Here is a 24,994-nt window from a genome sequence, read left to right on the forward strand (position 1 = left end):
AACTCGACGGTACGGGCGCTGCCAGCCGAGGTCACTGCCAATCGGTGAGGATCTCCTCGACCGGTAGGGCGTCCCGTTCCGGGTCCGGAGCGGGAGCCGGTCGGGCAGTCGGTGTCCGGTCGAAGCGCGGCGCTGGTGCCGGCTGGATCTCGCCACCGACCTCGACGAACGTGCCCCGGGCGGCGTTGTGCGGATGCTGGTGCGCCTCCCCGGGGGCGAGCACCGGCGCGACGCAGGCATCCAGGTCGGCGAAGACCGCCGTCCACTCGTCCCGGGTCCGCTCGGCGAACCGCTCGGTGAACCGTCGCCGCAGCTCGTCCCAGCCGCTCGGGTCGTACTGCGCGGGCAGGTCCGGGTCGTCGGCGAGGTCGAGGCCCGCCAGCAGAACGGCGTAGAAGGCAGGTTCCATCGCGCCGACGGCCATGAAACCACCGTCCGAGGTGGCGTACGTGTCGTAGAACGGCGCACCGCCGTCGAACATGTTGCGCCCCCGCGGCGCCGCCCACAGGCCGGTGCCGAGCAGCCCGTGCAGGAACGACGTGAGCAGCGCCGAACCGTCCACCATGGCCGCGTCGACCACCTGACCGGCACCGGAGCGTTCCCGTTCGAGCAGCGCGGCCAGCACGCCGACGGCCAGCAGCATCCCACCTCCGCCGAAGTCGCCGAGCAGGTTCATCGGCGCGTACGGGCGCTCGCCGGCCCGCCCCAGCGGCTCCAACGCCCCGGCGACCGCGATGTAGTCGATGTCGTGCCCGGCGCGGGCTGCCAGTGGGCCGTCCTGGCCCCAGCCGGTCATCCGCGCGTACACCAGCCGGGGGTTGCGGGCCTGGCACACCTCCGGGCCGAAGCCGAGCCGCTCGGCGACACCCGGCCGGTACGCCTCGACCAGCACGTCCGCCCGCTCGGTCAGGCGCAGGAGGTCCGCCACCCCGGCCGGGGACTTCAGGTCCAGCGTGGTGACCCGCCGGCCGCGCTGCAACGGCCCGCCGGTCGGCGCGGCCAGGCGTCCCGCACCCGGGGCGCCCGGCCGGTCCACCCGCACCACGTCGGCGCCGAGGTCCGCCAGCACCATGCACCCGAACGGCGCAGGGGCGAGGCTCGCCAGCTCGACCACCCGCACCCCGGCGAGCGGCCCGCCCCGCGTCGAGCCGCCCGTTGCGGTGCCCGGGTGTTCGGCCGGGGCCGGTCCGCCGGGGCTCGGCCAGGAGGCCGTCACGCGACGGCCGGTTCGGCGGGGCGGGCGGCCAGTCGGTCGACCAGATCGGCCGGGGGTGTGAACCGGTCGCCGTAGCGCTCGGCCAGTTCGGTGGCGCGGGCCGCGAAGCCGGCCGGGCCGCCCGCGTACTGGCGGACGTAGCGGATCACCCCTCCCGTCCAGGCCGGGAAACCGATGCCGAAGATCGAGCCGATGTTGGCGTCGGTCTCGGTCCGCAGCACTCCCTCGTCGAGGCAGCGCAGCGCGTCCAGCGCCTCGGCGAAGAGCATCCGCTCCTGGAGGTCGGTGAACGGCACCGCCCGACCCGCGTCGGTGGCCAGGTCGATGAGGCCGGGCCAGAGCCGGCCCCGGGTGCCGTCGTCGTAGGAGTAGAAGCCGCGCCCGCCGGCGCGCCCCGGCCGGTCGTACGCGTCGACCAGCTCGTCCACGAGCCGGTGCGCGGGCAGCGGCAGGTACTCCTCGCTGGCCGCCTCGAATTGACGGCGGATCCGCTGGATCAGGGTGAGGCTGACCTCGTCGGCCAGCGCGAGCGGCCCGGTCGGGTAGCCGGCCTGGAGGGCGGCCTGCTCCACGGACGCGGCGGGAACACCCTCGGCGACCATGCCGACCGCCTCGTCGATGAACCGGCCGATCACCCGGCTGGTGAAGAAGCCCCGGCCGTCGTTGACCACGATCGGGGTCTTGCCGATCCGCCGGCCCAGGTCGAAGGCCCGCGCCAGCGCGGCGTCACCGGTCTGTTCGCCGACCACGATCTCCAGCAGGGGCATCCGGTCCACCGGGGAGAAGAAGTGCATGCCGATGAAGTCGGCCGGGCGGTCCACACCCGTGGCGAGCCCGGTGATCGGCAGAGTGGAGGTGTTGGAGGCGATGAGCGCGCCGGGTGCCAGCACCGGCAGTACCTCGGCGAAGACCGCCTGCTTCAGCGCCGGGTCCTCGAAGACCGCCTCGATCACCGCGTCGCAGCCGGCCAACGCGTCCACCTGGTCGGTGGTGGTGATCCGGGCCAGCACGGCACGGGCGTCCGCCTCCGTGGCACGGCCCTTGCGCACCCTGCGGGCCAGCAGCCGCTCGGCGTGCTCCCGGGCGCGTCCCGCGGCCTCCGGTGAGACGTCCCTGACCACGACGTCCAGGCCGGCGCTGGCGCAGGCGTACGCGATGCCCGCGCCCATCATGCCGGCGCCGAGCACCGCCACCCGGCGTACCGGGGGGACGTCCACACCGGATGGTCGGGCGGCACCACCGTTGACGGCCTTCAGGTCGAAGAAGAAGGCCCCGATCATGTTCTTGGCGACCTGTCCGGTGAGCAGCCCGATCAGGTGCCGGGTCTCCACGGTCAGCGCGGTCTCCAGGTCGACCTGCGCGCCCTCGACGGCGGCGGCGAGGATCGCCTCGGGCGCGGGCAGCCGGGCACCCTTGAGCTGCTTGCGCAGGGTGGCCGGGAAGGCGGGCAGCTGGGCGGCCAGCGAACGGCTGGCCGGGGTGCCGCCGGGCATCCGGTAGTCCGGTCGGTCCCACGGCTGCGTGGGGTGCGGGTTCGCCGCGATCCAGGCCCGTGCGTGGTCCAGCATCTCGGTGGGCGTGGCGACCACCTCGTCCACGATGCCGGTGGCCAGGGCGTCGGCCGGTCGCATCCGCCGGCCGGTGAGCAGCACCGTGGTCAGCGCACCCGCCAGGCCGAGCATCCGTACCGTCCGGGTGACCCCGCCGGCCCCGGGCAGCAGGCCCAGGGTCACCTCGGGCAGCCCGAGCCGGCTGTCCGGCGCGTCCAGCGCGATCCGGTGGTGACAGGCGAGCGCGATCTCCAGGCCGCCGCCGAGCGCGGAGCCGTTGACGGCCGCGACCACCGGCCGGCCCAGCGTCTCCAGGCGGCGCAGGTCCCGTTTGATGGTGCCGAGCAGCTCCGCCAGCGCGGGCGCGTCGGCGCGGGTGGCCCGGATCATCTCGGGCAGGTCGCCGCCGGCGAAGAAGGTCGGCTTCGCGCTGGTGACGATGACCCCGGTCAGCTCTTCGCGTTCGGCCTCCAGCCGGTCGAGCACCGCGCTCATCGAGGCGGCGTACGCCCGGTTCATGGTGTTGGCGGACTGGTCGGGGTCGTCCAGGGTGAGCGTGACGATGCCGTCGGCGCCGCGGTCGTACCGGATGGTGGTGGTCATGGTCGTCCTCCGGGTCAGCAGCGCTCGAGAACGGTGGCGACGCCCATGCCGCCGCCGATGCAGAGGGTCACCACGGCGCGGCGCAGGTCGCGGCGCTCCAACTCGTCCAACGCGGTGCCGAGCAGCATCGCCCCGGTGGCGCCGAGCGGATGGCCGAGCGCGATCGCGCCGCCGTTGACGTTCACCCGGTCCGGGTCGAGGCCGAGGTCGCGGACGTACTTGAGCACCACCGCGGCGAACGCCTCGTTGATCTCGAACAGGTCGATGTCGTCGAGGGTGAGCCCGGCGACGGCGAGCGCCTTGTGGGTGGCCGGGATCGGGCCGGTCAACATCAGCGTCGGGTCCGCGCCGGTGACCGCCGCGCCGACGATCCGGGCGCGCGGGCTGAGGCCGAGATCCCGACCCACCTGCTCCGAACCGATCAGCACCAGCGCCGCGCCGTCCACGATGCCGGACGAGTTGCCGGCGTGGTGGACGTGCTCGATGGCCTCCAGCCAGTGGAACTTCTGCAACGCGACGGCGTCGAAGCCTGCCGCCTCGCCCATCGTGGCGAAGGACGGGGTGAGCCGGGCCAGCGCCTCCCGGGTGGTCTCCGGGCGCGGGTGCTCGTCGACGGTGAGGATGTCCAGCCCGTTGCCGTCGCGGACCGGCACCACCGAGCGGGCGAAGTGCCCACCGGCCCACGCCTTGGCGGCCCGCTCCTGCGAGCGCAGCGCGTAGCCGTCCACGTCGTCGCGGGTGAAGCCCTCCAGGGTCGCGATCAGGTCCGCGCTGACGCCCTGCGGCACGAACGACGTGGCCAGCGCGGTCTGCGGGTCGGTGGCCCAGGCCGCGCCGTCGGAGCCCATCGGCACCCGGGACATCGACTCCACCCCGCCGGCGAGCAGCAGGTGCTCCCAGCCGGAGCGGATCCGCGCGGCGGCGGAGTTGACCGCCTCCAGGCCCGAGGCGCAGAACCGGTTGAGCTGCACCCCACCCACCTCGTCGGGCAACCCGGCCAGCAGCGCGGCGGCCCTCGCCAGGTCGCCGCCCTGCTCGCCGACCGGGGTCACGATGCCGAGCAGCAGATCCTCCAGCCGACCGACGTCCAGGCCGGGGTTGCGCTCCCGCACCGCGTCGATCAGGCCGACCACCAGGGAGATCGGCTTGACCCCGTGCAGCGCGCCGGTGTCCCGGCCGCGTCCGCGCGGGGTGCGGACCGCGTCATAGACGTACGCCTCAGAGGGCACGGGCGATCAGCTCCTTCATGATCTCGTTGGTGCCGCCGTAGATCTTCTGGACGCGGGCGTCGGCGTACATCCGGGCGATCGGGTACTCCGTCGTGTAGCCGTAGCCGCCGAACAGTTGCAGGCACCGGTCGACGACCTCGCACTGCCCGTCGGTGAGCCAGGATTTCGCCATCGCCGCGGTGGCCACGTCCAGGTCGCCGCGGCTGTGTCGGACGATGCAGTCGTCCAGGAAGACCCGGCTGACCCGGGTGCGGGTGGCGCACTCGGCGAGCACCATCCGGGTGTTCTGGTGGCCCATCAGGGTCTTGCCGAAGGCCGTGCGCTCCTTGGCGTACGCGACGGTCAGCGCGACGGCCCGTTCCATGGCCGCGACCGCGCCGACGCCGATCACCAGTCGTTCCTGCGGGAGCTGCTGCATGAGCTGGATGAAACCCAGCCCCTCGGCGCCGCCGAGCAGGTTGGCCGCCGGCACCCGGAACTCGTCGAAGAACAGCTCGGCGGTGTCGTTGGCGTGCAGCCCGATCTTGGACAGCAGCCGGCCCCGGCGGAAGCCCTCCGGGTCACCGCTCACCTCGCAGACCAGCAGCGAGACACCGGCCGCCCGCTGCTCGGGGTCGGTCTTCACGGCCACGATGATCAGATCGGCCAGGCCGCCGTTGGTGATGAACGTCTTCGCGCCCGTGACCAGGTAGTCGTCGCCGTCCCGGACCGCCCGGGTGCGCATCGCCTGAAGGTCGGAGCCGCCGTCCGGCTCGGTCATCGCGATCGCACCGACCAGCTCGCCGCTGCACAGGCCGGGCAGCCACCGTCGCTTCTGCTCCTCGCTGCCGTACGCCACCAGGTACCCCGTGACGATGCCACTGTGGACGGCCAGCCCGAGGCTGCTCTCCCCGGTGTACGCCTGCTCGTGCAGCATGACGGCCTCGTGGGTGAACCCGCCGCCCCCGCCGCCGTACTCTTCCGGGACGGACAGACCGAGCAGCCCCAGCTCACCGGCGCGCCGGTAGTGCTCACGGTCCGGGTGGCCCTGGGTCAGCAGGCGGTCGGCGTGCGGCAACACCTCCTTGGTGAAGAAGGTGCGGGCCAGGTCGGCCAGGTCGTCGTGCTCCGGCTCGCGCCAGGGCGAGGGGGGACCGTCGAGCGGGGGCGTCGGCATGTGCACCACCCTCGCGCGCTGTTGGCGACCTGTCAATAAGTCTCGATGATGGTTGGGCTGGGTCGCTGATGGGCGAGGATCGTGCCATGAGTGCCACGCCTCCCGCCCTGCTCGACGGTGCCCGGGTCACCATGTTCGCCAACCTGGAGCCGGGGCAGCTGCCGACCGGTGCGACCCGCCACTCCGTCGAGGGCTTCGCTGAGCTGGTCGTACGCCTCGCGATCGCCCGTTACGACGACGACGTGGATGCCTACCTCTTCTACTGCACGAGTGACTGGGTGGTCGTGACGGACACGTTTCATCCAACCGAGGCGGAGGCTGTCGCCCAGGCGGAGCGGGAGTTCGGGGACGTGAGCTTCGTGCGAGTTTCACCAACCCTCGGTGACCTGGAGGTCCAGCGCTGATCGACTCGGATTTCTGCAACTCGGGGTGTCCCCTGGCGCCGGACAACCCGAGTTCAAGGAAACCAAGTTGATCAAGGGCTGGCCTGCGAGCTCCCGATAGGGTCGGGCAGATGAGTGTCGAGACGGCTCCGCGCCGCCGCCGTTTGGAGCCGGACGCCCGGCGGGGGCAGATCCTGGCCTGTGCGGTCCGGCTGTTCGGCGAGCGCCCGTACGCGGACGTCTCGACCACCGACATCGCACGGGAGGCCGGTGTCGCCCGCGGCCTGGTCAACCACTACTTCGGCGCGAAGAAGGACCTCTACCTGGAGGTCGTCCGGGTCATGGTGACCATCCCGGAGGTCGCCGTGGAGCGCCTGCCCAAGGGAGACCTGCGGACCCGGGTCGACGCCAGCGTCACCTGGTTCCTCGACGTGGTGTCCCGGCACAGCACCTCCTGGCTCGCCGCCGTCACCGCCCGGGGGATGGGCGGCGACGCCGACGTCGAGCGGGTGCTCGCCGAGGCCGAAGAGGTCGCCGCGGACCGGATGCTCGTCGCCGTCGGACTGGCCGGCCAGGCCGCGCACCACCAGGAGCTTCGCGGCATGGTGCGGGCGTACTGCGGGTTGGCGACGTCGACCGCCCGGGAGTGGCTCCAGCGTGGCGCGCTGACCCGCCCCCAGGTGCACCTGCTGCTCACCACCACCCTGCTGACCATCGTCGAACAGGTCATCCCGCAGGTCATCGCCGACAGCGAGCCGGCTCGGCCCCAGGCCTGAGGGGGTTCGCTCAGGCGGCGCGGCGCCGCTCGTCGGCCTGACCGGTTCCCGCCGCCAACGCGGCGTGACCGGCGTGCGCCGCCGGTGCGGCGAACCGATCGGCGGCCTGCGCCGGGTACGAGTCGGCGCGAACCACCCGCAGCGGCCGGTCCACCTCGTCGGCGCCGAACCGCCAGCGCGACGGCGTCGGTTGCCGCTGGGGCGCGGGCCCACCGGGGCGCAGACCGGGCCGGGACAGCAGCACCGTGATCAGGTAGCCGACCACCAGGAAACCGTGGCTGACCAGCCGCTCACCGCCCACCGAGCCGGTGGCCAGGTCGTTGACCGAGAGCAACAGCAGGGTGCCGACGAACGCGCTGAGCATCGGCAGCAGCCCGGCCGGCGGGCTGCGGCGTACCGCCACGAAGAGGAAGCCGGCGCCCACCGCCACGTTCCAGGCGGCCGACTCGTGCCACAGGTGCTGACCGGTGGGGTGCAGGTGATCGGCGGTCGCGCCCCGGCCCACCTGGGCCAACCCGAGCACCAGCTGCACCGCGCCGAGCAGCCCGAGCGCCGCGCGCAGCCCGGCGACCAGCTTGCCGCGCCCGAACGCTGCGCGCAGCCCGCCGACCGACCGGCCACCCGCGGCCAACCCACCACCCGCGGCCAACCCACGGCGCGCGACCAGCCCACCGCGTTGCCACCACGACCGACGGGCCGGGGCCGCCGCGGCGGCGGCCAGAATCGCCTCGGTCCGGTCGGGCACGTCGGTCACCAGACGGGTACGAACCCGACGGGTCACCGCCGCCGCCGCCGTGAACCAGACCCGACAATCGGCACACCCGTCAAGGTGCCCCTGCACCGCCGTCAGTTCGGCGGCGGTCTCCTCCCCGTCCAACTGCGCGGACAGGACCTCCCGCCACTGCTCACACCCCATGTACCGGTAGTCGCTCCGAGGGCCGCTCCGGTTCCCGGCACCCGGGGCCTGTTGTGGAATACTCGCCCGATCATGACGCGTTACGGCCTGCTCATCCTGCCCGCCACCAACCGGGTGTACGCCCGCTCCGCCGTCGACCTCACCCGGGCCGAGCTGGAGATCTTCGGCCGTTCGGCCCTCGACGGCCAGATCGGCGAGTTGGACACCGAGGTGGTCGGAGGGGCCTCCTACGTCACCTTCACCGGTGACGGGTTGACCGAGCGGGACCTGACCGTCCTGGGCAACCTCTCCGCGGGGTACGCGCTGTTCGAGATCGTCGGTGAGCTGCTGCGCCCGATCGAGTGGAGCCGGCTGGACCGCTACGACGACGACCTGCTCACCATCCAGAAGTACCCGGGCAAGACCAACGAGCAGTTCACCAAACTGCTGCTCAACGTCACCCTGCTCGCCTCGGACTGGGCCACCGAGATGACCAGCCGGCGGTTCCGGGTGCTCGACCCGCTCTGTGGCCGGGGCACCACCCTCAACCAGGCGCTGATGTACGGCTTCGACGCCGCCGGGGTGGAGCGCGACCAGAAGGACGTCGAGGCGTACCGGGCGTTCATCACCACCTGGCTGAAGCAGAAGCGGGTCAAGCACCGGGTGCTGGAGTCGGGGCCGGTGCGACGGGAACGCAAGGTGGTCGGCCGGCGGGTGCGGATCGAGCTGGCGCCGACCCGCGAGGAGCACAAGGCCGGCCAGACCCAACTGCTGGACGTGGTCAACGCCGACACCACCCGCTCGGCGGAGTTCTTCCGCCCGGAGACCGTCGACCTGGTCGTCGCCGACGCGCCGTACGGCGTGCAGCACGGCAGCCGTACGGCCGAGAAGGGCCTGACCCGCGATCCGCTGGCGTTGCTCGCGGACGCCGCGCCGGTCTGGGCGCGGTTGCTGCGTCCCGGCGGCGCTCTCGGTATCTCCTGGAACACCCACGTCGCCAGCCGTGAGGACGCGGCGGCGGCCTTGGCCGACGCCGGCCTGACCGTGGTCGACGCCGAGCCCTACCGCGCGCTACGGCACCGGGTCGACCAGTCGATCATGCGAGACGTGCTGGTGGCCCGCCGCCCAGCCTGAACGGCTCGCACCTCCGCCTCGCACCTCCGCCTCCGCCGCGCCATGCGCCACCCCACCGGGTTCGCGCATGGCCTCTCGCGCTTCCCTTTGCTCTGCACCTGCGGAGGCACCAGCTACAGACCGCGAGTATCGCCTCCGCAGGTGCAGAGCAAAGGGGCGGACGACCGGTCCTGACCCCTGCGGGCCACCGAGGGTCTGTGCCGCATTTCACCTGTTCAGTGCACGGGTGTGAAAACCACGTCAAGAAAAGGTTCGCCTCCGTCATGGTCGCGTTATGACCCCTGCCCTCCGGCGGGTGGTGGGGCTTTGATTGCCCGGCGCGACCGGAAGGCGGTCGCGACGAACCTTTCCGGTATGAGGAGTCAGCGTGTCTGACGTGGTGTTCGTGATCCTGACGGTGGCGCTGTTCGCAGTGCTCGCCCTGGTGGTCCGGGCGGTGGAGAAGCTGTGAACGCGGTCAACGCCGTCGGTCTGGTGCTCGCGATCGTCCTGGGCGCGTTCCTGGTGTTCGCCCTGCTGTTTCCGGAGCGCTTCTGATGACCATGACAACAGCGGGCGTCATCTTCATCGTGACGCTGGTGGCGGCCCTCGTCGCCGTCTACAAGCCGTTCGGTAACTACATGTTCCGGGCGGTGGCCGGTACGAAGCAGTCGCGGGTCGAGCGGGGCATCTTCCGGCTGGTCGGGGTCAACCCGGCCGCCGAGCAGACCTGGGGGGTGTACGCCCGCAGCGTGCTCGCGTTCTCCGCGGTCTCGATCCTGTTCCTGTACCTGTTCCAGCGGGTGCAGAACCACCTGTGGCTGTCCCTGGGGTTCGACCCGGTGGTGCCGCACGGCGCGTGGAACACGGCCGTGTCGTTCGTGACCAACACCAACTGGCAGTCGTACTCGGGTGAGTCGACCATGGGCCACCTGGTGCAGATGGCCGGCCTGGCCGTGCAGAACTTCACCTCCGCGGCGGTCGGCGTCGCGGTGGCGGTGGCCCTGGTACGCGGCTTCGCCCGCAGCCGGACCGGGCAGCTCGGCAACTTCTGGGTCGACCTGACCCGGATCGTGCTGCGGATCCTGCTGCCGATCGCCGTGCTCGGTGCCATCGCACTGATGATCGGCGGCGTGGTGCAGAACCTCTCCGGCGGCACCGACGTGAGCACGCTGACCGGCGGCACCCAGACCATCACCGGCGGTCCGGTCGCCAGCCAGGAAGTGATCAAGGAGCTGGGCACCAACGGCGGCGGTTTCTACAACGTCAACAGCGCCCACCCGTTCGAGAACCCCACCACCTGGACGAACTGGCTGCAGATCTTCCTGATCTTCCTGATCCCGTTCAGCCTGCCCCGGGTCTTCGGCCGGATGGTCGGGCAGAACCGGCAGGGCTACGCCATCGCCGCGGTGATGGGCATCCTCGCGTTCCTCAGCGTCGTCCTCACCAACGTCTTCGAGCTGGCCGGCCACGGCACGGTGCCGCAGGCCGTCGGTGCGGCGATGGAGGGCAAGGAGGTGCGGTTCGACGTGTCGAACTCGGCCACCTTCGCCGCCGCCACCACGCTGACCTCAACCGGTGCGGTGAACTCGTTCCACGACTCGTTCACCTCGCTCGGCGGCATGATGACCATGGTCAACATGATGCTCGGCGAGGTCGCGCCGGGCGGCACCGGTTCCGGGCTGTACGGCCTGCTCATCCTCGCGGTGATCACGGTCTTCGTGGCCGGCCTGATGGTGGGCCGCACCCCCGAGTACCTGGGCAAGAAGATCAGCTCGCGGGAGATCAAGTTCGCCTCGCTCTACTTCCTGATCACGCCGATCCTGGTGTTGGTCGGCACGGCGGCCGCGTTCGCCACCGGCAACAACTCCACGGCGCTCAACGTCGGCCCGCACGGCCTCTCCGAGGTGCTGTACGCGTTCACCTCGGCCAGCAACAACAACGGCTCCGCCTTCGGCGGCATCACGGTCAACACCACCTGGTGGGACACCGCGCTCGGGTTGTGCATGCTGCTGGGCCGGTTCCTGCCGATCATCTTCGTGCTCGCGTTGGCCGGCTCGCTGGCCCGCCAGGCACCCACCCCCGCGTCCGAGGGCACCCTGCCGACCCACCGACCGCTGTTCATCGGCCTGGTCGTCGGCGTCACCGTGGTCCTCGTCGCGCTGACCTTCCTGCCCGCGCTCGCGCTCGGCCCGCTGGCAGAGGGGCTCTGACCATCATGAGGAACAAGGACATGTCCGTCACCTCTGTGACATCCGGGACCGACGAGCAACCGACCGCCGGCACCCCCGCCACCCAGGGCAACCGGACCGGCGGGGGCCTGCTCGACCCCCAGCAGCTCATCCGGTCCCTGCCGGACGCGGTACGCAAGCTCAACCCGACCACGCTGTGGCGCAACCCGGTGATGCTGATCGTGGAGGTCGGCGCGGCCTTCACCACCGTCCTGGCGGTGGCCGACCCGTCGGTGTTCGCCTGGGCGATCACCGTCTGGCTCTGGTTGACCGTGGTCTTCGCCAACCTCGCCGAGGCGGTCGCCGAGGGCCGGGGCAAGGCCCAGGCCGCCGCGCTGCGGCAGGCCAAGCGGGACACCATCGCGACCCGCCTGATCGACTGGAAGCCCGGCGCGCGGGCCAACACCTACCGCGACGAGGCGGTGCCCGCGCCCGAGCTGCGTCAGGGCGACATCGTGCTCATCGAGGCGGGCGGCATCATCCCCGGCGACGGCGACATCGTCGAGGGCATCGCCAGCGTCGACGAGTCGGCCATCACCGGCGAGTCGGCCCCGGTCATCCGGGAGTCCGGTGGCGACCGCAGCGCGGTCACCGGTGGCACCAAGGTGCTCTCCGACCAGATCATCGTGAAAATCACCCAGAAGCCGGGGGAGAGCTTCATCGACCGGATGATCGCCCTGGTCGAGGGCGCCAACCGGCAGAAGACGCCGAACGAGATCGCGCTGAACATCCTGCTCGCCGCGCTCACGGTCATCTTCCTGCTGGCCGTGGTCACCCTCCAGCCGTTGGCGATCTTCTCTAAGGCGTACCAGGCGGCGGCGCCGGACAGCGGGGCGATCACCGGTTCCGGTGTCACCGGGGTCGTGCTGGTCTCGCTGCTGGTCTGCCTCATCCCGACGACCATCGGCGCGCTGCTCTCCGCGATCGGCATCGCCGGTATGGACCGGTTGGTACAGCGCAACGTCCTGGCCATGAGTGGTCGGGCCGTCGAGGCCGCCGGTGACGTCAACACCCTGCTGCTGGACAAGACCGGCACCATCACGCTGGGCAACCGGCAGGCCGCCGAGTTCGTACCGGTCGAGGGGGTTGACGCCGCGAAGCTGGCCGACGCCGCGCAGATGTCCAGCCTGGCCGACGAGACCCCGGAGGGGCGCTCGGTGGTCGTGCTGGCGAAGAACGAGTTCGGGCTGCGCGAGCGCGAACCCGGCGTGATGCCGCACGCCACGTTCGTGCCGTTCACCGCGCAGACCCGGATGAGCGGCGTCGACCTGACCCCGGACGCCAGCGTGGACGGCGGCGCGGTCGGCACGGCCCGCCGGGTCCGCAAGGGCGCCGCCGCCGCGGTGATGAAGTGGGTACGCGAGAACGGCGGTCACCCGACCGAGCAGGTCGGCGAGATCGTGGACGCGATCAGCGGCACCGGCGGCACCCCGCTGGTGGTCGCCGAGCACGTCGACGGTGAGCCCGCCCGCGCCCTGGGCGTCATCCACCTCAAGGACGTCGTCAAGTCCGGCATGCGCGAGCGGTTCGACGAGATGCGCCGGATGGGCATCCGGACCGTGATGATCACCGGTGACAACCCGCGCACCGCGAAGGCCATCGCCGACGAGGCAGGGGTGGACGACTTCCTGGCCGAGGCCACGCCGGAGGACAAGCTCGCGCTGATCAAGCGCGAGCAGGAGGGCGGTCGGCTGGTCGCGATGACCGGTGACGGCACCAACGACGCGCCGGCGCTCGCGCAGGCGGACGTCGGGGTGGCGATGAACACCGGTACGTCGGCCGCCAAGGAGGCCGGCAACATGGTCGACCTCGACTCCGACCCGACCAAGCTGATCGAGATCGTGGAGATCGGCAAGCAGTTGCTGATCACCCGTGGCGCGCTGACCACGTTCAGCATCGCCAACGACATCGCGAAGTACTTCGCGATCATCCCGGCCATGTTCGCCGGCCTCTACCCGAGCCTGGACGCGCTGAACATCATGCGGCTGTCCAGCCCGGAGTCGGCGATCCTGTCCGCGGTCATCTTCAACGCCCTGGTGATCATCGCGCTGATCCCACTCGCCCTGCGGGGCGTGCGGTACCGGCCGGCCGCCGCGTCGAAGCTGCTCAGCCGCAACCTGCTGGTCTACGGGCTGGGCGGCATCATCGTGCCGTTCATCGGGATCAAAATCATCGACCTGCTCATCCAGTTCATCCCGGGGATTTCGTGATGCGCCTACCGACCTGGATCGCCCAACACCTCGCCGCGCTGCGCGCCGTGCTCGTCTTCACGGTGCTGCTCGGCCTGGTCTACCCGCTGGCCCTGGTGGCGCTCGGTCAGCTGCCCGGCCTCAACCACAAGGCCGACGGCTCGCTGATCACCGTGGGCGGGAACACCGCCGGCAGCGCGCTGATCGGCCAGTCCTTCACCGACGCGGACGGCAACCCCGTCGCCCGCTACTTCCAGTCCCGTCCCTCCGCGGCCGGCGACGGCTACGACCCGACGGCCACCTCGGCCAGCAACCTGGGCCCCGAGAGCGTGGTCGACACCATCGCCACCGACCCGGAGGAGTCCAGCGAGAGCCTGCTCACCCAGGTGTGCGGGCGCAGCAAGGCCATCGGCGAGCTCGACGGCGTCGACGGGCGACGCCCCTACTGCACCGACGACGGGGTGGGGGCCGTGCTCGCGGTCTTCCGCGCCGACGGTCTGACCGGCCGGGTCACCCGGGTGGTCAGCGTCAACCAGGCCGCCCCGGCCACCCCGTTCGTCACCGAGTACGAGGGTGTCGCGGTGGAGCCGGCCCAGCCGGGCGAGGACTACGTGGCCGCCGGCGGGGTGGTCACCCCGATCCGCGGCGACGCGCCCGCCGAGCCGGCCGTGCCCGCCGACGCGGTCACCGCCAGCGGCAGCGGTCTCGACCCGCAGATCAGCCCGGCGTACGCCGAGTTGCAGGTGAACCGGGTCGCGCGCGAGCGCGGCGCGGACCCGGCGGCGGTCCGCAAGCTGGTCGAGGAGCACACCGACGGGCGTGGGCTCGGCTTCATGGGCCAGCCGGGGGTCAACGTGTTGGAGCTCAACATCGCCCTCGACAAGCAGTTCGCCGCACGCTGAGCGCACTCGGGGGCGGGGCCGTGCCCACCGGGCGCGGCCCCGCCCGCCGATCTGACCAGGGAGGATGGTCCCCGTGCCACGCGGAGAACTGCGTATCTATCTCGGTGCCGCCCCCGGCGTCGGGAAGACGTACGCCATGTTGGAGGAGGCCCAGCGGCGGGCCGCGCGCGGCACCGACGTGGTGATCGGCTTCGTGGAGACCCACGGTCGCCAGCACACCGCCGCGATGCTCGCCGACCTGGAGCAGGTGCCCCGCCGCGCGATGGAGTACCGGGGCGTCGAGTTCACCGAGATGGACCTGGACGAGGTGCTGGCCCGCCGGCCGGAGGTCGCGGTGGTCGACGAGCTGGCGCACACCAACGTGCCCGGTTCCCGGCACGACAAGCGCTGGCAGGACGTCCAGGAGCTGCTGGACGCGGGGATCGACGTGCTGTCCACGGTCAACGTGCAGCACCTGGAGTCGGTCAACGACGTCGTCGCGCAGATCACCGGCACCACCCAGCGGGAGACCGTGCCGGACGAGATCGTCCGCGCCGCCGAACAGGTCGAGCTGGTCGACATGACCCCCGAGGCGCTGCGCCGGCGGATGGCACACGGCAACATCTACCGACCCGACAAGATCGACGCCGCGCTGGGCAACTACTTCCGCGTCGGCAACCTCACCGCGCTGCGCGAGCTGGCGCTGCTCTGGCTGGCCGACAAGGTCGACGAGCAGCTCGACCGCTACCGCACCCAGCAGGGCATCGCCGCCACCTGGGAGGCTCGGGAACGGGTCGTGGTGGCACTGACCGGTGGCCCGGAGGGCGAGACGCTCATCCGGCGCGCGGCCCGGGTCGCGGCCCGCAGCAAGGGCGCCGACCTGCTGGCCGTGCACGTGGCCCGCAGCGACGGCCTGGCCGGCGCCGACCCGGCCCAACTGGCCCGGCAGCGGGTGCTGGTGGAGAGTCTGGGTGGCACGTACCACCAGGTGCTCGGCACCGACGTGCCGGCCGCGCTGCTGGACTTCGCCCAGGGGGTGAACGCCACCCAGCTGGTGCTCGGCGCCAGCCGGCGGGGTCGCTTCGCGCAGTTCTTCGCCCGGGGTGTCGGGGTGACCACCACCGCGCTGTCCGGCTCGATCGACGTGCACCTGGTCACCCACAAGCAGGCCGGCAAGGGCCGCCGAGCGATGGCCGTGCCGGCGGCGCTGTCCCGGCGTCGACGGCTGCTCGGCTTCGGCCTGGCCGCGCTGGGGATGCCGCTGCTCACCCTGCTGCTGAGGACACTGCCCGACCTGACGCTGACCAACGACATCCTGCTGTTCCTCGCCGGGGTCGTCGGCGTCGCGCTGGTCGGCGGGGTGTGGCCGGCCCTGGTCGCCGCGCTCGGCGGCTCACTGCTGCTCAACTGGTTCTTCACACCGCCCTACCGGACGTTGACCATCGCCGAAGCCGACAACCTGCTCGCCCTGGCCGTCTTCGTCGCCGTGGCGCTGGCGGTGAGCTGGGTCGTCGACGTGGCCGCCCGGCGTACCCGGGAGGCCGCCCGCGCCGCCGCCGACGCGCAGACCCTCGCCGCCCTCGCCGGTGGCGTGCTGCGCGGCGAACGCCCACTTCCCGCACTGCTGGAACAGCTCCGGGAGACCTTCGGGCTGCGCGCGGTGAGCGTCCTGGAGCTGGCCGAGGACGCCAGCGGGCGCCCCGAACGGGCCCGCGAGGAGCACGCCTGGAGTGTCGTGGCCAGCGTCGGTGAGAGCCCGCCCTGCACCCCCGAAGGCGGTGAGACGACGGTACCGGTCAACGACCGGATCACCGTCGTGCTCTGTGGCCGACGGCTGGAGGCCGCCGACCGGCGGATCGTCGAGGCGTTCGCCGCCCAGGCCGCCGTCGCGCTGCGCCAGGAACGGCTCGCCGAGGAGGCCGCCACCGCCCGGCCCCTCGCTGCGGCGGACCGGATGCGTACCGCGCTGCTCGCCGCGGTCAGCCACGACCTGCGTACGCCGCTGGCGTCGGCGAAGGCGGCGGTGACCAGCCTGCGCAGCCACGACATCGAGTTCGACGAGTCCGACCGTGAGGAGCTGCTGGAGACCGCCGAGGAGTCGCTGGACCGGCTCGCCCGGCTGGTCGGCAACCTGCTGGACATGAGCCGCCTCCAGGCCGGTGTCCTCGGCATCACGGCCACGGCGATCGGCCTGGAGGACGCCGTACCCCTGGCCTTGGACGAACTCGGCCCGGCGGCCGCGACGGTCGGCACGGACATCCCGGCCGACCTGCCGGCCGCCACCGCCGACCCGGGCCTGCTGGAACGGGTGCTGGTCAACATCGTCGCCAACGCGCTGCGCTACAGCCCGCCGGACCAGCCGCCCACGATCACCGCCAGCGCGCACGCCGGCCAGGTGGAGCTGCGGGTGATCGACCGGGGGCCGGGCATCCCGGAGGACCAGTGGGAGCACGTCTTCCTGCCGTTCCAACGCCTCGGCGACCGGGACAACCAGACGGGTGTCGGTCTCGGTCTTGCCCTGTCCCGGGGGTTGGCCGAGGCGATGGGTGGCAGCATCACCCCGGAGACCACGCCCGGCGGTGGGCTCACCATGGTGCTGCGGCTGCCCGCCGCGCCGACCAGCTCAAAGGGGTCGCAGGAATGACGCGCATCCTGGTCGTCGACGACGAACCGCAGATCCTGCGCGCCCTGCGGATCAACCTGCGCGCCCGCCGGTACGACGTGGACGTCGCCGCGACCGGCGCCGCCGCGTTGAAGGCCGCCGCCAGCCACCCGCCCGACCTGGTGGTGCTGGATCTCGGTCTGCCCGACATCGACGGGGTGGAGGTGATCCGCGGCCTGCGCGGATGGACCGCCGTGCCGATCATCGTGCTCTCCGGCCGGGCCGGCAGCGAGGACAAGGTCGCGGCGCTCGACGCCGGTGCGGACGACTACGTCACCAAGCCGTTCGGGGTGGAGGAGCTGCTGGCCCGCATCCGCGCGGTGACCCGCCGCCTCGGCGCGCCCAACGAGGCGGTGCCGGCGTTGCGGATCGGTCGGCACACCGTCGACCTGGCCGACCACAGCGTGCGGCGCGACGACGGCACCGAGGTCAAGTTGACCCCCATCCAGTGGAGCGTGCTGGAGAAGCTGCTGCGCCACCCCGGCAAGCTGGTCAGCCAGCGTCAGCTCCTCCAGGACGTGTGGGGGCCGGAATACCAGAACGAGACCAACTACCTGCGGCAGTACCTGGCCCAGCTGCGGCGCAAGCTGGAGGACGACCCGGCCCGCCCCCGCCACCTCATCACCGAGCCCGGAATGGGTTACCGCTACCGCCCCTGACCCGTTGACACCCGCCGGTGGACATTGAAGAATTTCGTTCGCAGCGGCAGCGGCGTGCTTCTGTAACCGTCCCCTTCACCGGTTACCCCTCGGGAGCTCCGCCGTGTCCCTTCCCCTGTCCCGTCGTCGGCTGCTGACCGCCGGCGGCGCCGGCCTCGTCCTGGCCGGTCTCACCGACCCGTTCCGGGCCGGCCCCGCCCGGGCCGCCGTCACCACCGCCGACCTGGTCGTCTACGGCGCCACCTCCGGCGGACTGGCCGCCGCCATCGCCATGCGGCGACTCGGCCGCACCGCCGTGGTGGTGGAGCCCACCAGCCACGTCGGCGGGCTGAGCACCGCCGGGCTGGGCGCCACCGACACCGGCGTCCAGGCGTCCATCGGCGGGCTGGCCGCCGAGTTCTACCGCCGGGTGCACGTGAAGTACCACGGCGGCACACTCACGTCGACGTCACCGCTGCGGATGACCTTCGAACCACGCGTCGCCACCGCCGTCTTCGCCGAGATGCTGGCCGAGGCGGGCGTGCCGGTGATCGTCAATGCCCGGCTGAGCAGCCTCGGCCGCAGTGGCAACCGGATCACCGAGCTGCGCACCGAGGACGGATCGGTCTACCGGGGCGGGGTGTTCGTCGACGCCACCTACGAGGGCGATCTGCTGGCCATGGCCGGGGTGGGATTCACCGTCGGGCGGGAGTCCAACGACACCTACGGCGAGACGATCAACGGGGTGCAGTCCCGCAACACCCACCAGTTCGCCTACCCCGTCGACCCGTACGTGACGGCCGGCTCGCCGGCGAGCGGTCTGCTGCCGGGCATCTCCGCCACCCCGCTCGCCCCGCAGGGCAGCGGCGACGACCGGATCCAGGCGTACTGCTTCCGGATGTGCCTGACCCAGGCCGCCAACCGGATTCCGTTCGGCAAGCCGTCCGGATACGACCCGATCCAATACGAGCTGCTGCTGCGCCACATCCAGGCCGGCTACACCGGGCCGTACTTCACCACCCACTCGGTCGGCGGCGGCAAGACCGACTCCAACAACAACGGTGCCGTCTCGACCGACCACATCGGCTTCAACCACGCGTACCCGACGGCGAGCTGGGCCGCCCGGGAGAGCATCATCGCCGAGCACCGCACCTACCAGCAGGGGCTGATGTGGTTCCTGGCCAACGACCCCCGGCTGCCGGCGTCGGTCCGCGACTCGACGGCCCGGTGGGGGCTGCCGGTCGACGAGTTCACCAGCACCGGTGGCTGGCCGCCGCTGCTCTACATCCGTGAGGCCCGCCGGATGGTCTCCGCGTACGTGATGACCGAGGCCGACTGCCGGGGCCGGGTGCGGGCCACCGACTCGGTGGGTCTGGCCAGCTACACGATGGACTCGCACAACTGTCAGCGGGTGGTGGTCGACGGTCGGGTGCGCAATGAGGGGGACGTGCAGATCGGCGTGCCGACGCCGTACCCGGTGAGTTACCGCGCGATCGTGCCCCACCAGGCGCAGTGCGCCAACCTGCTGGTGCCGGTCTGCCTGTCGGCGAGCCACATCGCGTACGGCTCGATCCGGATGGAGCCGGTGTTCATGATCCTCGGGCAGGCCGCGGCGACCGCCGCGTCGCTGGCGCTCACCGGGAACCTCGCCGTGCAGGCCGTGTCCGTGCCCGCCCTCCAGGCCCGGCTGCGCCAGGACGGCTCGGTGCTGGAGTGGGGATCGACCGGCGAGGTGATCCTGGACAACGCCGCGTCCAACGGCATCACCCGGGCCGGAACGTGGCTGCGCAGCACCAGCATCGGTGGCTACTACGGCCCCGACTACGAGCACGACGGCAACACCGCCAAGGGCGTCAACCGGCTGCGGTTCCGCCCCACACTGCCCACCACCGGGTCGTGGACCGTGCACCTGCGCTGGACCGCCGACCCGAACCGGGCGACCAACGTGCCGGTGGACATCGCGTACTCCGGCGGGGTGACCACCCGTACGGTCGACCAGCGGCAGTCCGGGGGCCAGTGGGTGCCGCTGGGCACCTACCCGTTCACGGCGGGCACCGACGGCAGCGTGCTGATCCGCACCGAGGACACCAACGGCCACGTGGTCGCCGACGCGGTGCGCTTCGTGCGCGCCTGACTGATCGGACGGTCAACGGTCTTCGGATCCAGCGGCGGTGCCACCAGCAGCGGGTCGACCTGGATCACGTCGATGCCGAGCGGGCGCAGCATGGCGCGTAGCGCGGACTCGCACAGCTCCTCCCACTGCTGGTCGGCGCCCATCGCCGTGGCCAGCAGCTCGGGACGGGTGAAGGCGATGCCCACCCGCTGCCCCTGCGGAGATCGACCGGTCCGCACCGTCCGCACCGGCCGTCCCGGCAGCTCGCGCACCGGAACGGCGTACCTTGTCGGGGCCTCGTCCATGGTCGTGCTGGTCCTCTCCGAAGGGAAGTGATCATCAGCGGGGCGGCTCATGCCGCGGACACCGCCCACGTCGGGGCGTCCTTCCCGGTACGCGGGCCCGCCGGGGTGGTCAGGTCGAGCGCGCGCAGGATGTAGTTGGCCTCCGCCACCTCCACCCCGGCGCGGCGACGCAGGTCGGCCACGGCGCGGTGCAGCACGGTGATGCTCTCGGCGGAGAGCCGCACCACGGCGTCGACGTCAGCGGCGATCCACCACGCGTCGACGGCGCAGGGCTCGTGCCGCAGGTACTCCACCAGGTGGCTGCCGGGCGCGGACGGGCCGAGCCGGACGCTGACCAGCGCCTCGTGCCGCCGTACCGGCTCGTTCGCGGTGGTCGCGGGCCCGCCGGGGCCGCTGTCTGTGTCGGTGCCGGGTGGTGGTCCACCGCGTTCCCAGCGTGTCATCCGCCAAGGACTCATGGGCCCATCGTCACCACCGGACGGTGGCGGTGCGCCCGTCGATACGCGCTTTCGACGCGCCACCGCCATTTCTTGACGCCACGTTCACGCGGCTGCCGGCCCGGCCGCCCGACACGGCGAGTAACGTTCCGGACGGACCAAGATCGGCGTACGAGGAGGCTCCGGTGCAGACGACGACGGTGGACATCCCGACCAGTGACGGTGTGGCGGACGCGTCCCTCACCCGGCCGGACGGGGACGGCCCGTTCCCGGCGGTGCTGCTCTTCATGGACGCCTTCGGGCCGCGCCCCCGCCTGGTGGAGATGGCGGAGCGGATCGCCGCCCGGGGTTACCTGGTGCTGACACCGCACCTCTTCTACCGGGCCGGTCGGGCACCGCTGTTCGACCTGTCCCGACTCGCCGAGGCCGACCAGCGCGCCGCCCTCTTCGAGAAGATCATGCCGCTGGTCGGCGCGTTGACCCCCGACGTGATCGACCGGGACACCGCCGCGTTCCTCGACTTCCTGGCCGCCCGCGACGACGTCCGGCCGGGCCCGGTCGCCATCACCGGCTACTGCATGGGCGGCACGAACGCGCTGCGGGCCATCGAGGCGCACCCCGACCGCATCGCCGCGATCGCCAGCTTCCACGGCGGGCGGATCGTCACCGACGCGCCGGACAGCCCGCACCTGGGCGTCGCCTCGATCACCGGTGAGGTGTACTTCGGGCACGCCGACGCCGACCAGTCGATGACGCCCGAGCAGATCGCCACGCTGGAGAAGGCGCTGGACGCCGCCGGGGTGCGCTACCGCTCCGAGGTGTACGCGGGAGCGCACCACGGCTACACCATGGCCGACACCCCGGCGTACGACGAGCAGGCCACCGAACGTCACTGGGCCGCCCTGTTCGACCTACTGGACCGCACCCTGCCGGTCAACTGACGAGCGCGTCCGCCCGGTCAGCGGCGCAGTAGCACCGGGCCGGCGTCGATGCGGGTGCGGAACAGCGCGTACGGCTTGCGCCGCAAATCCTGGCCCCGCTGGTACTGCGCCTGCCGGTGCAGCTGGTTGGCGGTGACGTAGAGGTACCCGTCGGTGGCCACCGACATGGTGTCCGGCCAGAGCAGCCGCGGGTCGTGGACCAGCGTCTCGTACTCGCCGTCGGGCAGTCGACGCAGCACGGCGTTGTGCTCGTACGCGGTCAGGTAGAGCCGCCCGGCGTCGTCGCTCTCCAACCCGTCCGAGGCGCTGCCCCGGTCCCCCTCGTCGACGACGGTCGCCGCGACCGCCTCCTGGGTGACGCCCGGGTCAGCCAGCGCCTCGGTGGACACGCTGTGCAGCCGCCGGGATGCCAGCGGGCAGTAGTAGAGCCGGGTGCCGTCGGCGGAGATGGCGATGCCGTCGGAGCCCATGCTCACCGGCTTCGGTGGGCCGTCCGCCGGGCGTTCGAGGAATGGCCGGCCCTCGACCACCGGGCGGAACGACGTCAGCGGCTCCGCCTTGGTCGACGGGTGGTCGTGCAGCCGTCGCCAGGAGGCGCCGCTGGCCAGGTCCACCACGATGATCCCGTTCGGCCCGGAGTCCGCCGAGTCGGTGATGTACGCGACGCCCGCCTCACCCCGCCGCAGGTCGAAGCGGACGTCGTTGAGGTACGTCGTCGGCAGCGCCACGTCCGCCGGGAAGGTGATCACCTGGGCCACCGTGTCGGTGTCCAGGTCGACCCGGACCAGCTTCGGGCCGCCCGGTTTGGTGGGCTGGAACATCGGGCTGCCGGTGTCCAGCACCCAGAGCCGGTCGGCCGGGTCGACCACGATGCTCTGCACCGACACGAACGCGCCCGCGTCGTCGTCGCCGGACGGGTCGTTCCACCGCTGGTCGGGGTAGGGCACCTCCTTGCCGTCGCGCAGCTCCACGACGGTGGCCGGCACCTCGTCGCCCCACTTCGGGAAGTTGACGAAGATCCGACCCTGGTGCGAGACGCTCACCCCGGTCGGCATGGGGCCGGTGAAGGTGTGCACCAGCTCCAGTTCGCCAACCGGCTCGTCGCCGACCGGCCCGTTCATGACGCCCGCCCCACGGTGCTCATCGTCCCGCCCCCTGCCAGTCGACCGTTGTCCCGCTTCGACGTGACTATTCCCGCCCCGGCGTCCGATATGCCTGCGGTCAGCTCGCTGGAGCGGTGGCGCCCGCGGCGGGCAGGCCGGGGACCTCGACGTCCACCGCAAGCAGCGCGCCGTCCGCCGGGCCGGGCGTGTCCAGCCCCACGCGGGCGGTGCCGACGAAGAGCCGGCGCAGGTCGGGGCCGCCCAGGCAGATGCCGGCCGGCTGCTTCGCCGGTAGCCGGATCTCCCGGTCGAGGGTGCCGTCGGGGCGGTAGCGGCGTACCGCCGAGCCGCCCCACAGCGCCACCCAGAGGTGACCGGCCGCGTCCACCGTCATGCCGTCGGGGCCTCCGTCGGCGGAGGAGATCCGCACGAACGGCTCCCGCCCGCGCAGGGCCCCGGTCTCCGCATCGACGGTGAACCGGTCGATCTCGCCGCGCGGGGTGTCGGCCAGGTACATGGTGGTGCCGGTCGCGTCGAACACCGGCCCGTTCGGGATGGTCAGCCCGGTCACCGCGGGGACCGGCTCGGCGTCCGGACCCAGGCGGAACAGCGTGCCCCCGCCGGGCACCGCGGCGTACGTCATGCTGCCGGCCCAGAAGCGGCCGTGCGGGTCGGCGACCGCGTCGTTCATCCGCGTCGGCTCGGGTGCGTCACCGACCAGGTCGGCGACCGGTCGGGGGCCGTCGGTGGCGGTGAGGAGCGTGATGCCGGTCCCGGCTGCGGCCAGCCAGTCGCCCGGTCGGCCGGTCACCGGTGCGACCGCGCCGAGCGGGACGTCGAGGCGGCGCAGCTCCCGCAGTGCGGTGGGAGCGTCGCCGTCGGTCTCCAGCAGTCGCCCGGCCAGCAGGTCGACCAGGACCAGGCGACCGTCGACCCAGCGCAGCCCCTCACCCAGCTCCAGCCGGTCGGTGCTCCAGACAGTCGGCTCGGTCAGCTCCATGGTGCTCCTCCAAAGGATCGTCAGCGGACGGTACCGCCGGGGCCGTGGTCGAGCAGCGCCAGCTCCGCCCGGTCGGGCAGGCCCTCCCAGTCGCCCCGGGTGGCCACCGCGAACGCCCCGGTGGTGACCGCCCGGTCCAGCCGGGCCGGGACGTCGGCGCCGTCGAGCCAGCCGGAGAGCAGGCCGGCCACGAAGGCGTCACCCGCGCCGACGGTATCCACCACCGGCACCGTCCGGGCCGGACGGTGCACCACGCCGGTCGCGCTGTGGCTGGTGGCCCCGCCGGCACCGTGCTTGACCACGACCTCGGTCACACCGGCCGAGAGCAGCGCCGGAACCGGGTCGGAAGCACCGGTCAGCACGGCCAGCTCGTCGTCGGAGGCGACCACCAGGTCGATCGAGGACAGCAGCGGTCGTAGCGCGTCGGCCGCCTCGGCGACCGACCAGAGCCGCTGCCGGTGGTTGACGTCCAGGCAGACGGTGGTGCCGGCCGCGCGGGCACGCCGGACGGCCTCCACCACCGCCTGGTACGGCTCGACACCGAGCGCGCAGGTGATGCCGGTGACGTGCAGCAGCCGGGGCGGCTGCGCGTCGAACGCCGGGGTCACGTCGGCCGGGCGCAGCCGCGAGCCGGCGGAGCCCGCGCGGTGGTAGGTGACCCGGTTGATGTCGGCGACCCGGTTCTCGAAGAGGATCAGGCCGGTCGGGGCGGTCGGGTCGACCCGGGACCAGCGCAGGTCGACCCCCTCGGCGCGCAGCGTACGGCGGACCAGCTCGCCGGGCTCGTCGGCGCCGGTGACCCCGACCCAGGCGGCCTGGTGGCCGAGCCGGGCCAACCCGATCGCCACCGTCGACTCGGACCCGGCGACGGAGATCCCGGCGGTGCCACCCAACCGCAGCGGCCCGGTGGTGCGGAAGGCCGCCATCGTCTCGCCGAGCGTGAGCAGGTCGGTCATCGCTGGACCGCCGCGAGGAAGGCGGTGGCACGCTCGCGCAGCGCCGCCGGGTCGCCACCGCGAACGGCGTCGCCGAGCAGTGGCGAGCCGACGCCGACCGCGACCGCGCCCCGGTCCAGGTACCGCCGCGCGCCGTCCGCGTCGATCCCACCGACCGGCACGAACGCCGTGCCGGGGAACGGGTCACGCAGCGCGCCGAGGTAGTCGGGCCCACCGAGGGAGGCCGGGAAGAGCTTGACCGCGGTGGCCCCGCCGCTGCTGGCCTGCGCCACCTCGGTGGGGGTGAGCGCGCCGGCGAGCACCGGCAACCCGAGCCGGCCACCTTCGGCGAGGCTGGCGGCGAGCGCCGGGGTGACCAGGAAGGCCGCGCCCGCGTCGGCCGCCGCGCGGGCGTCCTCGGCGCTGAGCACGGTGCCCGCGCCCAGGGCGTAGTCCGGCCCGAGGGCGGCCCGGGCGCGTCGGATGACGCCGAGCGCGTCGGCACTGGTGAGCGACACCTCGACCAGTGCGACGCCGCTCTCGGCCAGGGTGAGCACGGCGGTCAGCGCGGCCGCCGGGTCGGGGCCGCGCACGATGGCCAGCAGCCGGTGGGTACGCAACTCGTCGAGCAGGTTCAT

The 24,994-nt window shown here is 72.4% G+C and carries 22 protein-coding genes; 11 read left to right on the forward strand and 11 right to left on the reverse strand.

All coding sequences use genetic code 11. From position 1 onward, the window contains the following. Positions 1-31: 31 nt before the first annotated feature. From LADH09A_RS14330 to LADH09A_RS14345, 4 genes are all read right to left on the reverse strand, one after another. Positions 32-1,120, reverse strand: a complete 1,089-nt coding sequence (locus LADH09A_RS14330; protein ID WP_308194562.1) for a CaiB/BaiF CoA transferase family protein — start codon at positions 1,118-1,120, stop codon at positions 32-34. Positions 1,121-1,212: 92 nt separating this feature from the next. Beyond that, positions 1,213-3,369, reverse strand: coding sequence for a 3-hydroxyacyl-CoA dehydrogenase NAD-binding domain-containing protein (locus LADH09A_RS14335; protein WP_238645574.1), 2,157 nt, complete (start codon positions 3,367-3,369; stop codon positions 1,213-1,215). 14 nt (positions 3,370-3,383) lie between these two features. Next, positions 3,384-4,598 (reverse strand): acetyl-CoA C-acetyltransferase, encoded by a 1,215-nt coding sequence (locus LADH09A_RS14340; protein ID WP_238645575.1) that lies wholly within the window; start codon positions 4,596-4,598, stop codon positions 3,384-3,386. Then, positions 4,588-5,754: an acyl-CoA dehydrogenase family protein gene (locus tag LADH09A_RS14345; protein ID WP_238645577.1), complete on the reverse strand. Its 1,167-nt coding sequence runs from the start codon at positions 5,752-5,754 to the stop codon at positions 4,588-4,590. The genes LADH09A_RS14340 and LADH09A_RS14345 overlap by 11 nt, the downstream gene beginning before the upstream one ends. A gap of 86 nt (positions 5,755-5,840) precedes the next feature. On the opposite strand from LADH09A_RS14345, the gene LADH09A_RS14350 reads away from it, so the two are divergent. Together LADH09A_RS14350 and LADH09A_RS14355 are read left to right on the forward strand one after the other, a co-directional pair. Continuing rightward, the gene (locus LADH09A_RS14350) at positions 5,841-6,158 is read left to right on the forward strand and encodes a hypothetical protein (protein ID WP_238645579.1); all 318 of its coding nucleotides are present in this window, start codon (positions 5,841-5,843) and stop codon (positions 6,156-6,158) included. Positions 6,159-6,268: 110 nt separating this feature from the next. After that, positions 6,269-6,913 (forward strand): TetR/AcrR family transcriptional regulator, encoded by a 645-nt coding sequence (locus LADH09A_RS14355; RefSeq protein ID WP_238645580.1) that lies wholly within the window; start codon positions 6,269-6,271, stop codon positions 6,911-6,913. Positions 6,914-6,923: 10 nt separating this feature from the next. On the opposite strand, the gene LADH09A_RS14360 is transcribed toward LADH09A_RS14355, so the two are convergent. Continuing rightward, positions 6,924-7,829, reverse strand: coding sequence for a zf-HC2 domain-containing protein (locus LADH09A_RS14360; RefSeq protein WP_238645581.1), 906 nt, complete (start codon positions 7,827-7,829; stop codon positions 6,924-6,926). A 72-nt stretch (positions 7,830-7,901) separates the two neighbouring features. Between LADH09A_RS14360 and LADH09A_RS14365 the strand changes: the two genes are divergently transcribed. From LADH09A_RS14365 to LADH09A_RS14400, 8 genes are all read left to right on the forward strand, one after another. Further along, positions 7,902-8,942, forward strand: a complete 1,041-nt coding sequence (locus LADH09A_RS14365; RefSeq protein WP_238645582.1) for a TRM11 family SAM-dependent methyltransferase — start codon at positions 7,902-7,904, stop codon at positions 8,940-8,942. A gap of 447 nt (positions 8,943-9,389) precedes the next feature. After that, a complete protein-coding gene (gene kdpF, locus LADH09A_RS14370; protein WP_036390805.1) occupies positions 9,390-9,479 on the forward strand; it encodes a K(+)-transporting ATPase subunit F in 90 nt (29 codons plus the stop codon). Continuing rightward, a complete protein-coding gene (gene kdpA / locus LADH09A_RS14375; RefSeq protein WP_238645583.1) occupies positions 9,479-11,134 on the forward strand; it encodes a potassium-transporting ATPase subunit KdpA in 1,656 nt (551 codons plus the stop codon). Before kdpF ends, kdpA begins: the two co-directional genes overlap by 1 nt. A gap of 20 nt (positions 11,135-11,154) precedes the next feature. Beyond that, positions 11,155-13,362 (forward strand): potassium-transporting ATPase subunit KdpB, encoded by a 2,208-nt coding sequence (gene kdpB, locus LADH09A_RS14380; protein WP_238645584.1) that lies wholly within the window; start codon positions 11,155-11,157, stop codon positions 13,360-13,362. Beyond that, positions 13,362-14,243, forward strand: coding sequence for a potassium-transporting ATPase subunit C (locus tag LADH09A_RS14385; protein WP_238645586.1), 882 nt, complete (start codon positions 13,362-13,364; stop codon positions 14,241-14,243). Before kdpB ends, LADH09A_RS14385 begins: the two co-directional genes overlap by 1 nt. Positions 14,244-14,316: 73 nt before the next feature. After that, positions 14,317-16,866, forward strand: coding sequence for a sensor histidine kinase (locus LADH09A_RS14390; protein ID WP_238645588.1), 2,550 nt, complete (start codon positions 14,317-14,319; stop codon positions 16,864-16,866). Next, positions 16,863-17,543 (forward strand): response regulator, encoded by a 681-nt coding sequence (locus LADH09A_RS14395; protein WP_238645589.1) that lies wholly within the window; start codon positions 16,863-16,865, stop codon positions 17,541-17,543. The genes LADH09A_RS14390 and LADH09A_RS14395 overlap by 4 nt, the downstream gene beginning before the upstream one ends. Before the next feature lie 103 nt (positions 17,544-17,646). Then, the gene (locus tag LADH09A_RS14400; RefSeq protein ID WP_238645590.1) at positions 17,647-19,656 is read left to right on the forward strand and encodes an FAD-dependent oxidoreductase; all 2,010 of its coding nucleotides are present in this window, start codon (positions 17,647-17,649) and stop codon (positions 19,654-19,656) included. On the opposite strand, the gene LADH09A_RS14405 is transcribed toward LADH09A_RS14400, so the two are convergent. Next, positions 19,557-19,940, reverse strand: a complete 384-nt coding sequence (locus LADH09A_RS14405) for an SAV_915 family protein (RefSeq protein ID WP_238645591.1) — start codon at positions 19,938-19,940, stop codon at positions 19,557-19,559. The two genes, LADH09A_RS14400 and LADH09A_RS14405, sit on opposite strands and share 100 nt — an antisense overlap. A gap of 47 nt (positions 19,941-19,987) precedes the next feature. After that, positions 19,988-20,398: a hypothetical protein gene (locus tag LADH09A_RS14410; protein ID WP_238645592.1), complete on the reverse strand. Its 411-nt coding sequence runs from the start codon at positions 20,396-20,398 to the stop codon at positions 19,988-19,990. 164 nt (positions 20,399-20,562) lie between these two features. On the opposite strand from LADH09A_RS14410, the gene LADH09A_RS14415 reads away from it, so the two are divergent. Next, positions 20,563-21,318 carry a dienelactone hydrolase family protein gene (locus LADH09A_RS14415; RefSeq protein WP_238645593.1) on the forward strand — a complete coding sequence of 252 codons (756 nt, stop codon included), beginning with the start codon at positions 20,563-20,565 and terminating at the stop codon, positions 21,316-21,318. A 17-nt stretch (positions 21,319-21,335) separates the two neighbouring features. On the opposite strand, the gene LADH09A_RS14420 is transcribed toward LADH09A_RS14415, so the two are convergent. The 4 genes from LADH09A_RS14420 to LADH09A_RS14435 form a co-directional block, all read right to left on the reverse strand. Then, positions 21,336-22,439: an L-dopachrome tautomerase-related protein gene (locus LADH09A_RS14420; protein ID WP_238645594.1), complete on the reverse strand. Its 1,104-nt coding sequence runs from the start codon at positions 22,437-22,439 to the stop codon at positions 21,336-21,338. Between the two features lie 100 nt (positions 22,440-22,539). Then, a complete protein-coding gene (locus LADH09A_RS14425; RefSeq protein ID WP_238645595.1) occupies positions 22,540-23,421 on the reverse strand; it encodes an SMP-30/gluconolactonase/LRE family protein in 882 nt (293 codons plus the stop codon). Positions 23,422-23,441: 20 nt separating this feature from the next. Next, on the reverse strand, positions 23,442-24,377 hold the full coding sequence (locus LADH09A_RS14430) for a sugar kinase (RefSeq protein ID WP_238645597.1): 936 nt from the start codon (positions 24,375-24,377) through the stop codon (positions 23,442-23,444). Next, the gene (locus tag LADH09A_RS14435; RefSeq protein WP_238645598.1) at positions 24,374-24,994 is read right to left on the reverse strand and encodes a bifunctional 4-hydroxy-2-oxoglutarate aldolase/2-dehydro-3-deoxy-phosphogluconate aldolase; all 621 of its coding nucleotides are present in this window, start codon (positions 24,992-24,994) and stop codon (positions 24,374-24,376) included. Before LADH09A_RS14435 ends, LADH09A_RS14430 begins: the two co-directional genes overlap by 4 nt.

Source organism: Micromonospora cabrerizensis, from assembly GCF_022230955.1.
Taxonomy (GTDB): Bacteria; Actinomycetota; Actinomycetes; order Mycobacteriales; family Micromonosporaceae; genus Micromonospora; species Micromonospora cabrerizensis.

Coding starts and splice junctions, on each gene's coding strand:
- LADH09A_RS14335 (WP_238645574.1), bottom strand. CDS start 3,369: ATGACCACCACCATCCGGTACGACCGCGGCGCCGACGGCATCGTCACG.
- LADH09A_RS14365 (WP_238645582.1), top strand. CDS start 7,902: ATGACGCGTTACGGCCTGCTCATCCTGCCCGCCACCAACCGGGTGTAC.
- LADH09A_RS14420 (WP_238645594.1), bottom strand. CDS start 22,439: ATGAACGGGCCGGTCGGCGACGAGCCGGTTGGCGAACTGGAGCTGGTG.
- LADH09A_RS14430 (WP_238645597.1), bottom strand. CDS start 24,377: ATGACCGACCTGCTCACGCTCGGCGAGACGATGGCGGCCTTCCGCACC.
- LADH09A_RS14355 (WP_238645580.1), top strand. CDS start 6,269: ATGAGTGTCGAGACGGCTCCGCGCCGCCGCCGTTTGGAGCCGGACGCC.
- LADH09A_RS14405 (WP_238645591.1), bottom strand. CDS start 19,940: ATGGACGAGGCCCCGACAAGGTACGCCGTTCCGGTGCGCGAGCTGCCG.
- LADH09A_RS14345 (WP_238645577.1), bottom strand. CDS start 5,754: ATGCCGACGCCCCCGCTCGACGGTCCCCCCTCGCCCTGGCGCGAGCCG.
- LADH09A_RS14385 (WP_238645586.1), top strand. CDS start 13,362: ATGCGCCTACCGACCTGGATCGCCCAACACCTCGCCGCGCTGCGCGCC.
- LADH09A_RS14435 (WP_238645598.1), bottom strand. CDS start 24,994: ATGAACCTGCTCGACGAGTTGCGTACCCACCGGCTGCTGGCCATCGTG.
- LADH09A_RS14395 (WP_238645589.1), top strand. CDS start 16,863: ATGACGCGCATCCTGGTCGTCGACGACGAACCGCAGATCCTGCGCGCC.
- LADH09A_RS14410 (WP_238645592.1), bottom strand. CDS start 20,398: ATGAGTCCTTGGCGGATGACACGCTGGGAACGCGGTGGACCACCACCC.
- kdpA (WP_238645583.1), top strand. CDS start 9,479: ATGACCATGACAACAGCGGGCGTCATCTTCATCGTGACGCTGGTGGCG.
- LADH09A_RS14360 (WP_238645581.1), bottom strand. CDS start 7,829: ATGGGGTGTGAGCAGTGGCGGGAGGTCCTGTCCGCGCAGTTGGACGGG.
- LADH09A_RS14350 (WP_238645579.1), top strand. CDS start 5,841: ATGAGTGCCACGCCTCCCGCCCTGCTCGACGGTGCCCGGGTCACCATG.
- LADH09A_RS14425 (WP_238645595.1), bottom strand. CDS start 23,421: ATGGAGCTGACCGAGCCGACTGTCTGGAGCACCGACCGGCTGGAGCTG.
- kdpB (WP_238645584.1), top strand. CDS start 11,155: ATGTCCGTCACCTCTGTGACATCCGGGACCGACGAGCAACCGACCGCC.